A 14,664-nucleotide genomic window follows, 5' to 3' on the forward strand; every position below is an offset into this window, starting at 1 on the left:
TTGAATGCCGTCGTGGTAGAACGACCGCATCCGGCTCCTCAGTTATATTCGCTCGTGTAAAACACGACCCTAGTACCAGTCAACAACAATAGCTCGTTTGCTAACGCGTAACTTCTCAATATGAAAACACTGTAACATTTGCTTAAGCCCCAGCCAATTGTAACTTCGCCGTCCACTTCTGCGATTTAACCACTTAAATAGACTATGCAATACATCGCCATACAGTCGACTCAGGCTTCGGCTATAAACGTCAAACAATAAACGTCAAAAACGTCAAACAAGACACCCACTCCAACTAACGAAACGCCTTTATTATAGTCTAAACTATCAATAGTGATTTATTTGGGGAGTTATTATTATGCCTCGGTCAAGACGCTCGCAGGTGAGCTTATCGGATACACTCTACTATCATTGTGTTTCCCGTTGTGTTCGACGGGCGTTTCTGTGTGGCGAAGACAAGGTAAGTGGTAAAAGCTATGAGCACCGCCGCCAGTGGGTCGAGGATTATCTACTCAAATTGGCGTCGGTGTTCGCCATTGATGTTTGTGCTTATGCTGTCATGAGTAATCATACCCACCTCGTGCTACATGTTAATCCGCAACAAGCAGAAGCCTGGTCAATGGATGAAGTCTTAGAACGCTGGCATAGCTTGCATCAGGGCACCTTACTGACTCAGATGTATCTCAACCTTGAGTTACGTCCGCAGTTGAGTGAGGTGCAACTACAAGCCATTCGCGCCACCGCCGAAGTGTATCGGACTCGCCTGTATGACTTAAGCTGGTTTATGCGCCATTTAAACGAACACATTGCGCGAGCCGCCAATCAAGAAGACCAATGTACCGGTCGATTTTGGGAAGGACGCTTTAAATCCCAAGCGCTTTTGGATGAAGCCGCACTCATGGCGTGTATGGCTTACGTAGACTTAAACCCCATCAGAGCCAAGATGGCAAGTACACCAGAGGGCTCTGCTCATACCAGCGTACAACGACGAGCAAAAGCCGCTCAGCTAAAACAAGCCCAGGCAACAAACCTGTTTCCCTTTGTGGGTAACCCAAGAGAGCCGATGCCCCAAGGCTTACCCTTTGAGCTGAAAGACTATCTTGAGTTGGTTGATATGACCGGACGCATGGTAAGAGAGGATAAACGGGGTGACATCGACAGTGGCGAAAGTTCCATCATCCAACGCTTAGGGATAAATGAAGCGCAGTGGCTGATTTTAAGCGGTGAGTTTGAACGGCACTTTTCTGGGGCAGTCGGTCAAGAAAGCTTGCTCAGGGAATACCATCAGCATATGGGACATAAACGAACGGCCGGTTTAAGTTGCTGCAAACGTTTGCTAAACCGCGCTTAAGCGCGAGCTTACTTTCGAACCACCCTCAATCATCAGTCTTGTATGGGGGGATACCTTGCCTTGCTGAGACGCACATTGGCCCAGAAATTATCAAACCGAGTCACCTACGGTGAATTTAGCCGTTAATCGGCATGACAATCGCCTCAGAACTAAATGATTGTAGTGGTGTTCACTTCACCAACGCTGTTACTGTATTTATGGTTTTTAATATGGATGTCCACTTTAACACAGCAAACGTTTGCTAAATCGCGCTTAAGCGCGAGTTTACTTTCGAACAATATCTTAATCATCAGCCTTGCTGAGGCGTGCATTGCCTCAGAAATCATCAAGATGAGTCACTTACTGTGAATTCAGCCACCAATCAGCATGACAACAGCCTCAGAACTAAATAATTACAGTCGAATTACTTTCACAAACGGTGTTGCTGTCTCCATGGTTCTTATGATGGATGTCCATGCTCTTGTGCTTGCTTAGAGAATATCATCAGCATATGGGGCATCAACGAACGGCCGGTTTAAGTTGCAGCAAACGTTTGCTAAACCGCGCTTAAGCGCGAGCTTACTTTCGAACCACCCTCAATCATCAGCCTTGTATGGGGGGATACCTTGCCTTGCTGAGACGCACATTGGCCCAGAAATTATCAAACCGAGTCACCTACGGTGAATTTAGCCGTTAATCGGCATGACAATCGCCTCAGAACTAAATGATTGTAGTGGTGTTCACTTCACCAACGCTGTTACTGTATTTATGGTTTTTAATATGGATGTCCACTTTAACACACTAAATCGCACTTAAGTGCGAGTTTACTTTCGAACCTCCCTCAATCATCAGTCTTGCTGAGGCCCTCATTGCGTCAAAAATCATCAAGATGAGTCATAAATGATGAATTAAGCCGTTAATCGGCATGACAACAGCCTGAGGACTAAATGGTTGCAGTGGTGTTCAGCTCACTAACGTCGTAACTGTTTCCATGATTATTATCATGGATGTCCATAGTCTTTTCCTCGTCAAACAACGTCAAACAAGACACCCACCCCAACTAACGAAACGCCTTTATTATAGTCTAAACTATCAATAGTGGTTTATTTGGGGAGTTATTATTATGCCTCGGTCAAGACGCTCGCAGGTGAGCTTATCGGATACACTCTACTATCATTGTGTTTCCCGTTGTGTTCGACGGGCGTTTCTGTGTGGCGAAGACAAGGTAAGTGGTAAAAGCTATGAGCACCGCCGCCAGTGGGTCGAGGATTATCTACTCAAATTGGCGTCGGTGTTCGCCATTGATGTTTGTGCTTATGCTGTCATGAGTAATCATACCCACCTCGTGCTACATGTTAATCAGCCGCAAGCAGAAGCTTGGTCAATGGGTGAAGTCTTAGAACGCTGGCATAGCTTGCATCAGGGCACCTTACTGACTCAGATGTATCTCAACCTTGAATTACGTCCGCAGTTAAGTGAGGTGCAACTACAAGCCATTCGCGCCACCGCCGAAGTGTATCGGACTCGCCTGTATGACTTAAGCTGGTTTATGCGCCATTTAAACGAACACATTGCGCGAGCCGCCAATCAAGAAGACCAATGTACCGGTCGATTTTGGGAAGGACGCTTTAAATCCCAAGCGCTTTTGGATGAAGCCGCACTCATGGCGTGTATGGCTTACGTAGACCTAAACCCCATCAGAGCCAAGATGGCGAGCACTCCAGCTCGGCCCATACCAGCGTAAAGCGACGAGCAAAAGCCGCTCAGCTAAAACAAGCCCAGGCAACAAACCTGTTTCCCTTTGTGGGTAACCCAAGAGAGCCGATGCCCCAAGGCTTACCCTTTGAGCTGAAAGACTATCTTGAGTTGGTTGATATGACCGGACGCATGGTAAGAGAGGATAAACGGGGTGACATCGACAGTGGCGAAAGTTCCATCATCCAACGCTTAGGGATAAATGAAGCGCAGTGGCTGATTTTAAGCGGTGAGTTTGAACGGCACTTTTCTGGGGCAGTCGGTCAAGAAAGCTTGCTCAGGGAATACCATCAGCATATGGGACATAAACGAACGGCCGGTTTAAGTTGCTGCAAACGTTTGCTAAACCGCGCTTAAGCGCGAGCTTGCTTTCGAACTATGTCTGAACCATCAGCCTTGTATGGGGGGATACCTTGCCTTGCTGAGACGCACATTGGCCCAGAAATTATCAAACCGAGTCACCTACGGTGAATTTAGCCGTTAATCGGCATGACAATCGCCTCAGAACTAAATGATTGTAGTGGTGTTCACTTCACCAACGCTGTTACTGTATTTATGGTTTTTAATATGGATGTCCACTTTAACAATTGTAGTGGTGCTCACTTCACTAACTCTGTTACTGTATTTATGGTTTTTAATATGGATGTCCACTTTAACAGTCCACAAAAAGATTGGGGCTAATAAAAATGACTTGTTACTCATACTCGAACCCTATATCGGCAATGTCATTGTCGGGGTTGAGTGCATGCATTGCTGGTATTGGGTCTCTGATTGGTGTGCTGAACTGGGCATCGATTTCATTCTAGGTCATGCCCTTTACATGAAAGCTATCCATGGCGGTAAAACCAAAAATGATAAAGTAGACTCCTTTAAAATTGCCACACTACTGCGTGGTGGTAATTTCCCTATTGCTTACAATTACCCTCGCGAAATGCGTGCTACGCGAGACTTGTTACGCCGAAGAATGAAGATTGTCCGTCACGGAGCCATGCTCAAAGGCCATGTGGTTAACACCAACAGTCAATACAATCTGCCTGCCACTGACTTAAACCTTAAAAACATGTCTGCAAGACAACAACTACGCGAGCAATACCAAGACCCTATCGTGCAGCGTAATATCGACATGGATATGGCAATACTGGATTTCTACGCCAAAGAACTTGCCCAAGTGGAATGGTTCATTGAAAAACAGGCCAAAAACCATAACCCCGTTTATTTAGAATTGCTAAAGACCGTACCTGGGATTGGCAAAATTTTATCCCTGACCATCTTGTATGAAATTGGTGATATCGCCCGATTTGAATCAGTACAAAAGTTTGCATCTTACTCTCGGTTAGTGAAGTGCAAAGCTCAGTCTGCTGGTAAAACCTACGGCACTAACGGCAACAAAATCGGTAATGCTCATTTGAAATGGGCATTCTCAGAAGCGGCTGTGCTTTACCTGCGTGGCAATGACAAAGCCCGCAACTACCTTAATCAATTACAAAAAAGGATGAGCAAAGCTAAAGCATTATCGGCACTGGCACATAAACTTGGCCGTTGTGTCTATTTCATGTTGAAGAACAAAACGGTGTTTGATGAACAGCGATTCTTGAAAGGGTAAGTCGCGCAATAAGGTGAGCTGAACGTCTAACTAGATACTCTTAAAAAGAGAAGCGAGCATGACCGTGAATGATGTGGCTAATGAAGCAATAACTCATCACCATCATCACTATGCCAAAGGCTATTTAAGCTACGCCGACTTGATTAGACACCTTATTGGCGCGCATTAAGTACAATCAACAAAATCGTTTACACCTTAAATGAGCCTGACACTAACTGTGCATAAAGCCCCTGTGACTTGAATAGTGCCATCTTAGGGTTAACCGATAAATGTCTAGTGCCCCTGACATTCCGAAGGACCGGATAGCCTCAGGCAGCGATAAGATCGCACTAAGAGAGCCTCTATATGTGTTTGCTGTAAACGATGATTTGACAGCTAACTGACAGACGAAGTAGATGCATTTGTTGATTGATTTTAATTTGACTGCAAGAGCAGTCAAATAAGTTAGGCTCGCCTATTGACTACCCGGAGGCTCATATGTGTTATATTGGCTTTTCGACACTGATAAATGCCTCGCCAACCTCTTTAACGTAATTATCTATTATTTTCATAAACAGGACTGAATCCTTGTAATCTAAGCCACTATTCTCATCTTGGATGTAGGCAGACAGAAATACCGATGTTATTTGAGCTAAACTAATTGCCGTAAACTGAGCTGGATCTGTTAACCCTGAATTCGATTGACCACAAAGGAGCAAATCTTCTTTAGCCTCATTCATTGCATAAAGAGAAGCCATTTCAAAGTAATCAGAATGCACATTACGACTAGCTAATTTGTAATTATGTGACCATTTATCAAGCTCTACATACTCTCGAAGCTTTTCAAATTTAGCAAAACCCGTGTGTTCTCTAGCCCAGTGCCAACTTGCTTTACCATCTGTGATTTCCTCTTTAAGAGCTGCATAATACTCAGCTTCGTCATCTGTAAAGGTTTCCAAACCCATAGCATCTGACGTTTTTCTATGCTCCTCAATTCCTTCGGCTGTTTTGACCATCCCATGTTTTATATAATCAATTGCGGCTTTCTTTCCGCATTTATTGATAACCAGACATGTTACAACCATTTCATATAAAGTGCGCCAACGAGCTAAAGCAGCATCTGGATAACCACCTTCTAAAAGATGTATGATTTCACCGCTAATGCGACATGCATGTGCATGTTGGCGTAACAATACACCAATTAACTCATCTGTTTCATATTTTGGTATTTTTAAGAATTGTTCTTGAAAGTTCATCCCTGCTTGTAGGCAAGTTTCTCGTAGAGCATGAAGTTTTCGGAAGCCTAACTTCCATCGTTCTCTATTTCTTTTTATAAATGCATCATGCTCAGAAATAACACGCTGAACGTTTATTTCTTCTTGCTCATTTGTATCTTCGATTAAAATTTTTGATGCCAAATTTATAATATCTTCATAAGTTGGCTCTTCTCCATTTTCACGAAGCTTGGTTTCAACAAGTTCAAGTAGCTCTTCGAACAATTATAACTCCACGGTGTGATGCCAATATAACAGTATATTAATATGCAAATTCCCATCTTTCACGCATGCGAAGTTACCACCTATCACGCATCACAGAAATTCACACACCCTTTAATATTTAATTTTATCAACAGCATATCAGTGAATCACCATTTTGACCATGCGTGAAAGATGGTAATGCATTTGCAGAAAGATGGGAACCCATTTAACTGTATATAATCACAGTACAAAGGTCGACATATGAGCCCACCATATCTCGCGTTTATCGAGGAACAAATGCGCTTAAAGCGCTTTAGAGAAACAACAATTCGAAGGGACTTAGCATGGATAAAGCGCTTTATTTTGTTCAACCCAAAACGCCATCCCAAAGACATGCACAACCGAGAAGTTGAGCGCTTTTTAAGTGAGCTAAACAAAGGGATCTCGCACCATTCAAACGCAACTGGGGCGTAGCGATATCCAAACCACCCAAATCTATACTCATGTATTGAATATGGGGGCCGACGGCGTCGCCAGCCCCTTAGAACTGTCGTGGTGCAAAAATTATATCTAAGTTAGATAGACCTATTTACAAATGATATTGCGCCCCTCACCTGCTAATTCAACTGTCCGCCCTGACAAAGCCGAGTTAACCACTGCCGCTGGCGCAACTTATGCGCCTGATTGAGCAAACCATCTTGGATTTTTTGCTTGGCTTGTGCAAAAGGCACCTGATGCTCGGCAACATGCTGCTTACACCAAACTAGGTGATAACCCATGTCCGACAAAATAGCAGGACTGAAGCTTTCTGCTGCCATATTAAACAGCACCATGTCTAACTCAGGTAGCAGCTGCCCCTGCTCGACTAAGCCTAAATAGCCACCGTTTACCGCTGTTGGGCATTCTGAATGTCGCTCTGCCAGCTGCTCAAAGTTGTCCGCATTGACTTGCTTAGCCAGTTGAGAAATCCGCGCCTTCGCCTGAGCCGGAGTATTTTCTTTAAATTGGGGATTAATGGTGATCAGTAGATGATGAGCTTCACGCCGCTGCACCTGAGTAAACTTGGCGATGTTGTGTTGGTAGTAGTCTAAGGCTTGCTGCTCACTCACCGGTAAAATATCACGGCACACATAGGCTAATACCGCATCACTGGTCAGCTCCTGAGCCACCGCACTGCGTAAGCTTTGCTCACTGAGCTGATTGGCACTCAGGGCTTTGGCAAATTCAGCTGGCGAATCAAAGCTGTGTTCAACCAGCTCAATCGCCTTGTCCAATTGCTCTGGAGTGATATATACCTGGCTGGCCTCGGCAGAGCCAAGCACCTTTTGCTGAATGGTTTGGGTTTTGCTCACCACTCTGGCTAATTCTTTAGTTTGCGCAGCATCCAATTGATCCGGATTTAACTCAAACAGCGCTAAGCTAGTTTTCATCACGAGGTAAGCCTGAGTTTCTTCCGAGACTGGCGCTAATAAACCTAATTCATCCAACATAGGCCAATTCCTCTAAAGGCATCAAGGCTCGCTCCGGTACTTCCACATCAATTTCGCCATACTGAATTCGGTAATGTGGCTGCATCTGCGGTTTTCGCCTTACCGCCAGTACATCAACAATACTACCTTTACTCGCAACCACTTCCCCCTGCTGCGACAAGGATAGTGTTAAAGCGGCCTTGTCCCCATATTCAAATTGATTAGGCTGCCATACCAGTTCAGCATCCATCAACTCAACTTCTTTACAGCCAATGGTTAAACCGCGGCTAAGAAATTGAACTTGATAAACAATTTGATTCTGTAAATGATATCCCGATTGACGAACGTAACCAGTGGCACCACGTCGAACCAGCAGCGCACCTTTCTTACACCCTGGAAAACTACCGTCATTACGGATGTTCTCAATCACCCTAACCTTACATCCATAACCAAATTTTGCTGTATACATCGGCTTTACCTCTATAACTTCAACATCCTTTACAGGTACTACATGCTGGGGCGGCATGCGCCACCACCACACCTTTTTCCAACAAACAGTAGGCCTTTGCGACCGCTGCTTGATACTCTTGATAAGTCGTGGCTGGTTTTTTTTCCAACAACTGCCCTAATAAACGTAAATACACCACCCGCTTAGCTTGCAATAAAGCGGGTTGATAGCTCACCTCAAAACACTGTAAAAACGCTTCGGCGCCGTCTAAGGAGGCCACCAATTGTTCAATATCTTGCGTCTGGGCCGCTTGCTGCTTTGCTAATGCCACACTGTAACTCCACTCTGTTAGGCGCTAAGTTCCAAACTTAAGGGACTGAAGCTTTTAAGACTGTATTGATAAAAATCGACTAATTCTTGATTAGAAGGACTCCGCTTGTAGGTTTCCGCCCAATCACTCAAGATGGCTTTGAGCAAACCACACTGCTTTAAATCTACAGCAATCCCCAGCTCACGGTACACTGAGCGGATCGCCTTTGTGCCAGAGTGCTTACCCAATACCAAGTGATGTTTGCGCCCCAATAATTCGGGTGCAAAACCCTGATAGTTGTTCGGGTCTTTGAGTAGACCATCAACGTGGATCCCCGATTCATGGGTAAACACCTGTTGGCCAATAATGCTTTTATTCACTCCAATTGCGCGACCCGATGCCCGCTCCACCATGGCGCAAATCGAGGGCAAACTTGCTAATTGAATATCTGGAAGCTGGCACTTATCCACCAATTGAGTCACATTTAATGCCATAACCACTTCTTCTAAGGCCGCATTACCGGCACGTTCGCCTAAGCCAATCACTGTTGTATTAACCGAGTCAGCGCCCGCCCGAATTGCTGCCAAGCTATTGGCCGTGGCCATGCCCAAGTCATCATGGGCGTGCATTTCGATCTGCAAATCACAATGGCTTTTCAGCCCAGCGATCAAGATTTCGGTGGTAAATGGATCTAACACTCCCAAAGTGTCGGCAAAACGTAAACGCAGAGCTCCGGCCCGTTGCGCGGCATCAGCAATTCTATAGAGTTCATCGAGCGGCGTACGCGAAGCATCTTCCATCCCAACACAAACCTGCAAACCCAGATCCTGTGCTTGCGCGATATGCCATTGCAAACGGTGTAGTAAGCTTGCCTGACTTATCGCCATTTTAGATTGGCGTTGCTGGGTCGACGCTGGCACCGAGATATCCAAATAATCCAGACCTAAATTGGCGGCGGCGGCAATGTCATCGCGATGTAAACGGCTCCAGCCCATCGTTTTAGTCTGCCTTAATTGGCCGCTAATGGTTTGAATCACTTCACGCTCGGCAGCGCCCATTGCGGGCACCCCCACTTCTAACTCGCTCACCCCCGCGGCCTGTAACGCTTGCGCAATTTGTAGCTTCTCACTGGCACTAAAGGCGACGCCTGCCGTTTGTTCACCATCACGTAGCGTTGTATCGTTAATGATCAGCATGCTTACCTCCGTTATTCCACAATAAGCCTAAGTTAGCCATAAACTGGACTAAAACTTTCCTGCGCAGGTTGATCCGCTGCGGCATCCCAATAAGGAGAAAGCATCCGCAACTTGGCAATAATTCCCGGCAATACCGCTAATACCTGATCAATCATGGTATCGGTGGTAAAGCGCGATAATGAGAAACGGATAGCCCCGTGCGCTGCCGTATAAGGAATGTCCATCGCTCGCATCACATGCGAAGGCTCTAGCGACCCCGAGGTACAGGCTGAACCTGAAGAGGCGGCGATACCATGTTGATCTAACATCAACAAAATCGACTCCCCCTCCACAAACTCAAAGGCGATATTGCTGGTATTGGGGACACGATGACGGGGATCGCCGGTCACAAAGCAATTTGGCACTTTCGCCAACAAACCTTGCTCGAGTCGGTCTCTTAACATACTAATTCGAGGTGAATCTTGTTCAATCGAGAACTGCGCTAACTCGCAAGCCTTACCCAAAGCAACAATACCACTGCTATTTTCGGTGCCAGCACGGCGACCACGTTCTTGATGGCCTCCTCGCAACAAGGGTCTAAATTTTGCGCCGCGACGTAAATACAAAGCACCAACACCTTTAGGTGCATGAAACTTATGACCCGATAAAGACAACAAATCAATACCGCTATCGGCAACTTGGATCGGAAGTTTTCCGGCAACTTGAACCGCATCCGTATGAAACAATACATCGTGCTGCTTGGCTAATTCGGCCATCCCGCGGATTGGAAATAAACTACCCGTTTCATTGTTTGCCCACATAAAGCTCGCGATCGCGACATTGGGGCTTAGCGCCTTTTTATAGGCCTCCATATCTAAACGTCCCCGAGAATCAACTTCGATCCAATGAATTTTATAACCCTTACGCGCTAGGGTTTGGCACAGATCTAAAGTGGCGGGATGCTCGATCACCGAGGTGATAATTTCTTTACGCTGAGGAAAGGCTTCCAGTGCCGACATGATGGCGGTGGTGGTTGCCTCCGTGGCACAGGAAGTAAAAATAATTTCGCTGCTGTGACTGGCACCGATCATTGTCTGAACCTGAGTACGCGCCAATTCCAAGGCTTTGCCGACTTGCTCACCAAACTGATGGATCGACGATGGGTTCCCATAGTGTTCACTTAAGTAAGGTAGCATGGTTTCCAATACTTTAGGGTCAACTTGGGTGGTCGCATTATTATCTAGATAAGCCAATGGCTTTAATTCGCTCATATCTGTTCTCCCTTACACTAAGCTAGGCGCACCTGTTGGGTACACAGTAATGGTTTCACCTAGGGCTTCACTGATTTTTTGTTCAATCATGGCTAAGGTGGCCGCCGACAATCCACAGCCAGAACAAGCACCGCTGAGTGACAAAAACACCATATCGTCTTCCACATCCGAGAGCTGAACATTGCCACCATCGGCTTGCAACTGCGGACGAATGTCATCTAGAGTCTGCTCAATGATGCGGATCCTTGCCACAATGGTACTGGCGGCAACAACTGGCTTCACCACCTTGCTAGTTTCTTGCAAGGGCTCACCCAAACATTCTTCCAATACCCATTCAATTTTTTCATGACAAGCAGCACAGGCCCCACCCGCCTTGGTGTAATTGATCACCTCTTCCAAGCTTGATAATTGGTTTTGTGCAACAACTCGCTTAATCATTGCGTCGTCAATGGCGAAACACTTACAAATCAGCTCACCTTCTTCATGTTCTTCGGCGATCTCTTCACCACGATACTGCGCCACTGCAGCATGCAGGGCTTCCATGCCCATCACCGAACAATGCATTTTTTCTGGCGGTAAACCATCTAAGTAATCGGCAATATCTTTATTAGAAATCTGCAGCGCTTGGTCGATGGTGCGACCAATGATCATTTCAGTTAATGCCGAAGATGATGCGATAGCACTGCCGCAGCCAAAGGTTTGAAAGCCCGCATCTTCGATCACGTCAGTATCTGGATCCACTTTCAAACTCAGGCGTAAAGCATCACCGCAAGAGATTGAGCCGACATCACCAATCGCATTGGCTTGTTCTACGGCTTTGGCGTTTTTAGGTGTAAAGAAGTGTTCCTTTACCTTTTCTGAATAGTTCCACATACGCTACCCCACGATGATTATTGTTGAATAAAGGCAATGACCAAACGGTAAAACAATCATGACGCCTTCGCTCAGTGTCGATAAGCCATTGGGAACCTAAAACACAGCATTTCTTGCTGAAAGGGTCAAGGTCTTACACGAGTTGGTCATTGCCTACAGAGGTTGTTGCAAGCAAGATACCCAAACGAACATGATTACTAACATATTGTTTTTAATGGATTTAGTATTGGGTGAGCAACTTCGCATCCTGTGAGCTACATCACATTAAGTCACTAATGTTAGTTTTGCGACATCGAATTGTCGGCTTTAACTGAGGTGCTATGGGTAGGATAAATGGATAAGCGTTGACGTAACTGTGAAACCACATTGTGTGCTAAGAAACGACTAATCAACAGGCCCAGGCCAAACCCCAATAGGCTGGCGAGCCCTGAGCCAATGTTTTGCAGAGCGCTGGTAGCATCACTTAAGTACAGTTGCACAGTAATGGCTAACAATAACATCCCGATTAAAGGGGGGATGAACAGCACGATAATCGCCTTCAATAAAAAACCATCGTCACAATTCACCGCCACTTGTTGGCCAACTTCTAAAGGTTCGGTCAGCTTAAATTCTGCACGATGCATCACGCCTGAATCAGATTCGAAGCTAACACAAGTTTGTTGCTTGGCGCAGGCGCTGCAGGCACTTTGGCGTTGCCCCTGCAACTGTACAGAATTCTGATGAATACTCACCACTTGCATCTTCAACTGCGCCATTGCTCGCTCCTATTACTTAAGCCAAACTACTCGCCGAGGTATGCGTATGACAGTTTTTGGGACAAACCTTGGCACAGGATCCACAGCCAATGCAGTCACCTTGATTATCCAATGCCATCACCATCACCACATCATCGTCATAATCATCGTAGGCGTCATCGTCTTCATCGATTTCCCGCTCCACTAAGTCAAACACATCCCGAGGACATACTTTGTAACAACGACCACAACCAATACAGACGGCTTGATCAAGATCGGTCACAAACTGTGGCTCCCAAGGCGTTCCCTCGCGGGTGAGTCCCATATGTTTACTTTCACTCATTGCTATTTCCTTTGTTAACTTAAAACACAAATGTTGGCTTACCAGGGTTCATCGAGTAGCTCGTTGAGACGTTGCTGCTGTTGCTCTGCGCAGTCATCCGTGGCACGCATCCACGGTAGTGGATGCTCAACAAACTGTTGATGCATTTCTTCCAGCAGAGCACTCAGGGGCTCGCCGGCATCCGCCATAATCCCCAAGATCCCGGCCTGCTTCAGTTGCTGCATCGCCCCTCTCCCACAGGCAGTACTAAACACTGCAGCACAGCCCTTTAAGGCGTTGACTCGTTGTTGCAGCCGTTTACTGTCGTGCCCCGGCAGGCTTGGTTCAAACTGCAAAGCCTCGATCAGTTGAATATGTTGTTCACCAAAGCCATACACCAAGAAGGTATGAGCGCTGCCAAAATGCTGGTCTAAGTGCTGTTTACTGTCGCTGGCGAAGGCGACCTTAAAGCAGTGTTCACGCTGCTGAGCATCTTCGATCACCCGCAGTTTGCGTTGTATTTGTGGCATATCGGCCTCACTGTGATTTGGTCTGTGTTTGCTCTGGGCCAAAACGGTAAGCACTCACATGGACCGGTACTTCATCTTGATGGTGACTTTTGAATAAGTTCGCCATCGCAAACAACCTTGCTCTTGCCCCTTCGTAACCCAGCTGCAATACATCACTATTGCCAAATTGATCATGACAGGGATAGCCAGCGCGCAATACCGGCACCTGAGGCTCACATAAATTGGCACAATGGGTATTGCCCACCACCATCTCAAGCACGGCTAAATCGGGTTCAAGATCAGATAAGTCGCCAACCACAATACGCTCAGCCTTGAGTTGTTTCAGAGCAGGGCTATTCATCGTGGTAACCACCAGTTTTAGTTCCGCGCCCACTTCAGACAATAAATTAGCGTAACCCTCGGCCGCATCTGGCTCCAACGCCAACGCCATCGGGCTGGCCGATAACAAAAAGTGAGTATCGAGCATTGCATCTTGCAGTCGTTGACGCTGGCGAACGATCCAGCCGGGAACGGCTTGCTTAGAAAGCTGTGATAAAATCAGCACCAGTTGGTCGGTCGCCGCCAAACCCATCGCCATGCCTAAAGGGTAACTGGGGATCTGACATTGCTTCTCTAATAAGCCTGCGGCAGCGTTCATCGATGTGCCAAACACAAGGCTGGCAACACTGGACTGCATCCGAGTTAGTTGCTCAATAGTGGTGCCGCCGGTGGAGGTCACCGAAAAATCGTCCGCTGCTAAATGACCATCGAGGGAATGCGCGATATTGGGTAAAATGATCGGCTCAAAACCAAAGGCATGGCAATAACGCTCTAGCAGTTCCAGATCGGCGCTAGTTAGTGCCACCGAACAAAATACATTCAATTGCTTACTTTGCGTTACTGGTAACTCGGACTTGTTGCTCGCCGCAGCCAGTACCTGCTCGACGCAGGACTCAAGCGCTGCGGCAAAACCGCTCTGCATCGAACCGACAAAGTCGGGGGTACTCACGGGCACAATGTAAATATGCTGATATTGAGGATATGTGGCTCGAAATTCCCGGATCACCCGTGTCACATCGCAGCCCTGCATCTCGGTTAGCCCAGTGGTCATAATCATCAGCAAGCGTGGTTGATGTTGTTCGCATAACAACAACAGTGCTTGTGCCAGATTATCATCCCCACCCATCACCGCTGCGATATGGTCAATGGCGGTATTTTGTAGCGGAATAGGCTCTCTAAAATGTTGAATTAAATATACTTTGGCAAAGGCACCGCAGCCCTGCGAACCATGCATCAAGGGAATACTGTCGGCCAGCCCCATACAGGCCAAAGTCGCCCCCGTTGCAGCACTGGTTTTCAGTGGCTGCTCCACTAAAGGACTTCGATTTTGTTCGATCACTCTGCTCAT

At 46.5% G+C, this 14,664-nt stretch carries 14 protein-coding genes and 1 pseudogene; 4 read left to right on the forward strand and 11 right to left on the reverse strand.

What is annotated here, in order from left to right; all coding sequences use genetic code 11:
• Positions 1 to 358 precede the first annotated feature (358 nt).
• The 3 genes and pseudogenes from ACRRS0_RS12270 (at position 359) to ACRRS0_RS12280 (ending at position 4,688) form a co-directional block, all read left to right on the forward strand.
• The gene (locus ACRRS0_RS12270) at positions 359 to 1,351 is read left to right on the forward strand and encodes a transposase (RefSeq protein WP_432452910.1); all 993 of its coding nucleotides are present in this window, start codon (positions 359 to 361) and stop codon (positions 1,349 to 1,351) included.
• Positions 1,352 to 2,453: 1,102 nt separating this feature from the next.
• Positions 2,454 to 3,442 (forward strand): annotated as a pseudogene (locus tag ACRRS0_RS12275) (transposase).
• A gap of 214 nt (positions 3,443 to 3,656) precedes the next feature.
• Positions 3,657 to 4,688 (forward strand): IS110 family transposase, encoded by a 1,032-nt coding sequence (locus ACRRS0_RS12280; protein ID WP_432452909.1) that lies wholly within the window; start codon positions 3,657 to 3,659, stop codon positions 4,686 to 4,688.
• Positions 4,689 to 5,170: 482 nt separating this feature from the next.
• Here ACRRS0_RS12280 and ACRRS0_RS12285 read toward each other — a convergent pair whose 3' ends face one another.
• Positions 5,171 to 6,166, reverse strand: coding sequence for a DUF5677 domain-containing protein (locus ACRRS0_RS12285; protein WP_432452908.1), 996 nt, complete (start codon positions 6,164 to 6,166; stop codon positions 5,171 to 5,173).
• A gap of 276 nt (positions 6,167 to 6,442) precedes the next feature.
• Here ACRRS0_RS12285 and ACRRS0_RS12290 point away from each other — a divergent pair, with 276 nt between their 5' ends.
• Positions 6,443 to 6,619, forward strand: coding sequence for a phage integrase N-terminal SAM-like domain-containing protein (locus ACRRS0_RS12290; protein WP_432461117.1), 177 nt, complete (start codon positions 6,443 to 6,445; stop codon positions 6,617 to 6,619).
• A 143-nt stretch (positions 6,620 to 6,762) separates the two neighbouring features.
• Here the strand turns inward: ACRRS0_RS12290 and ACRRS0_RS12295 are convergent, their stop codons facing one another.
• The 10 genes from ACRRS0_RS12295 to nifN form a co-directional block, all read right to left on the reverse strand.
• The gene (locus ACRRS0_RS12295) at positions 6,763 to 7,635 is read right to left on the reverse strand and encodes a peptidylprolyl isomerase (protein WP_432452906.1); all 873 of its coding nucleotides are present in this window, start codon (positions 7,633 to 7,635) and stop codon (positions 6,763 to 6,765) included.
• Positions 7,625 to 8,083, reverse strand: a complete 459-nt coding sequence (locus tag ACRRS0_RS12300) for a nitrogen fixation protein NifZ (RefSeq protein WP_432452905.1) — start codon at positions 8,081 to 8,083, stop codon at positions 7,625 to 7,627. The genes ACRRS0_RS12295 and ACRRS0_RS12300 overlap by 11 nt, the downstream gene beginning before the upstream one ends.
• A 19-nt stretch (positions 8,084 to 8,102) precedes the next feature.
• The gene (locus tag ACRRS0_RS12305) at positions 8,103 to 8,393 is read right to left on the reverse strand and encodes a nitrogenase-stabilizing/protective protein NifW (protein ID WP_432452904.1); all 291 of its coding nucleotides are present in this window, start codon (positions 8,391 to 8,393) and stop codon (positions 8,103 to 8,105) included.
• A gap of 17 nt (positions 8,394 to 8,410) precedes the next feature.
• Positions 8,411 to 9,568 (reverse strand): homocitrate synthase, encoded by a 1,158-nt coding sequence (gene nifV, locus ACRRS0_RS12310; RefSeq protein WP_432452903.1) that lies wholly within the window; start codon positions 9,566 to 9,568, stop codon positions 8,411 to 8,413.
• A gap of 32 nt (positions 9,569 to 9,600) precedes the next feature.
• Complete coding sequence (gene nifS / locus ACRRS0_RS12315; RefSeq protein WP_432452902.1) at positions 9,601 to 10,818, reverse strand: cysteine desulfurase NifS; 1,218 nt, start codon at positions 10,816 to 10,818, stop codon at positions 9,601 to 9,603.
• A 12-nt stretch (positions 10,819 to 10,830) separates the two neighbouring features.
• Complete coding sequence (gene nifU / locus ACRRS0_RS12320; protein WP_432452901.1) at positions 10,831 to 11,691, reverse strand: Fe-S cluster assembly protein NifU; 861 nt, start codon at positions 11,689 to 11,691, stop codon at positions 10,831 to 10,833.
• Between the two features lie 278 nt (positions 11,692 to 11,969).
• The gene (locus ACRRS0_RS12325; protein ID WP_432452900.1) at positions 11,970 to 12,446 is read right to left on the reverse strand and encodes a SoxR reducing system RseC family protein; all 477 of its coding nucleotides are present in this window, start codon (positions 12,444 to 12,446) and stop codon (positions 11,970 to 11,972) included.
• Between the two features lie 16 nt (positions 12,447 to 12,462).
• The gene (gene fdxB / locus ACRRS0_RS12330; protein ID WP_432452899.1) at positions 12,463 to 12,768 is read right to left on the reverse strand and encodes a ferredoxin III, nif-specific; all 306 of its coding nucleotides are present in this window, start codon (positions 12,766 to 12,768) and stop codon (positions 12,463 to 12,465) included.
• 38 nt (positions 12,769 to 12,806) lie between these two features.
• Positions 12,807 to 13,277, reverse strand: a complete 471-nt coding sequence (locus ACRRS0_RS12335) for a NifB/NifX family molybdenum-iron cluster-binding protein (protein WP_432452898.1) — start codon at positions 13,275 to 13,277, stop codon at positions 12,807 to 12,809.
• A 7-nt stretch (positions 13,278 to 13,284) separates the two neighbouring features.
• Positions 13,285 to 14,664, reverse strand: a complete 1,380-nt coding sequence (gene nifN, locus ACRRS0_RS12340) for a nitrogenase iron-molybdenum cofactor biosynthesis protein NifN (protein ID WP_432452897.1) — start codon at positions 14,662 to 14,664, stop codon at positions 13,285 to 13,287.

It is taken from the genome of Agarivorans sp. QJM3NY_29 (assembly GCF_050870835.2).
Classification (GTDB): domain Bacteria; phylum Pseudomonadota; class Gammaproteobacteria; order Enterobacterales; family Celerinatantimonadaceae; genus Agarivorans.

What these genes read in the sequence shown, in the direction of transcription:
- ACRRS0_RS12270 (WP_432452910.1), top strand. Translation starts at nt 359, where the DNA reads ATGCCTCGGTCAAGACGCTCGCAGGTGAGCTTATCGGATACACTCTAC.
- ACRRS0_RS12280 (WP_432452909.1), top strand. Translation starts at nt 3,657, where the DNA reads ATGTCCACTTTAACAATTGTAGTGGTGCTCACTTCACTAACTCTGTTA.
- ACRRS0_RS12290 (WP_432461117.1), top strand. Translation starts at nt 6,443, where the DNA reads ATGCGCTTAAAGCGCTTTAGAGAAACAACAATTCGAAGGGACTTAGCA.
- ACRRS0_RS12295 (WP_432452906.1), bottom strand. Translation starts at nt 7,635, where the DNA reads ATGTTGGATGAATTAGGTTTATTAGCGCCAGTCTCGGAAGAAACTCAG.
- ACRRS0_RS12300 (WP_432452905.1), bottom strand. Translation starts at nt 8,083, where the DNA reads ATGTATACAGCAAAATTTGGTTATGGATGTAAGGTTAGGGTGATTGAG.
- nifV (WP_432452903.1), bottom strand. Translation starts at nt 9,568, where the DNA reads ATGCTGATCATTAACGATACAACGCTACGTGATGGTGAACAAACGGCA.
- nifS (WP_432452902.1), bottom strand. Translation starts at nt 10,818, where the DNA reads ATGAGCGAATTAAAGCCATTGGCTTATCTAGATAATAATGCGACCACC.
- nifU (WP_432452901.1), bottom strand. Translation starts at nt 11,691, where the DNA reads ATGTGGAACTATTCAGAAAAGGTAAAGGAACACTTCTTTACACCTAAA.
- ACRRS0_RS12325 (WP_432452900.1), bottom strand. Translation starts at nt 12,446, where the DNA reads ATGGCGCAGTTGAAGATGCAAGTGGTGAGTATTCATCAGAATTCTGTA.
- fdxB (WP_432452899.1), bottom strand. Translation starts at nt 12,768, where the DNA reads ATGAGTGAAAGTAAACATATGGGACTCACCCGCGAGGGAACGCCTTGG.
- ACRRS0_RS12335 (WP_432452898.1), bottom strand. Translation starts at nt 13,277, where the DNA reads ATGCCACAAATACAACGCAAACTGCGGGTGATCGAAGATGCTCAGCAG.
- nifN (WP_432452897.1), bottom strand. Translation starts at nt 14,664, where the DNA reads ATGAGCAGAGTGATCGAACAAAATCGAAGTCCTTTAGTGGAGCAGCCA.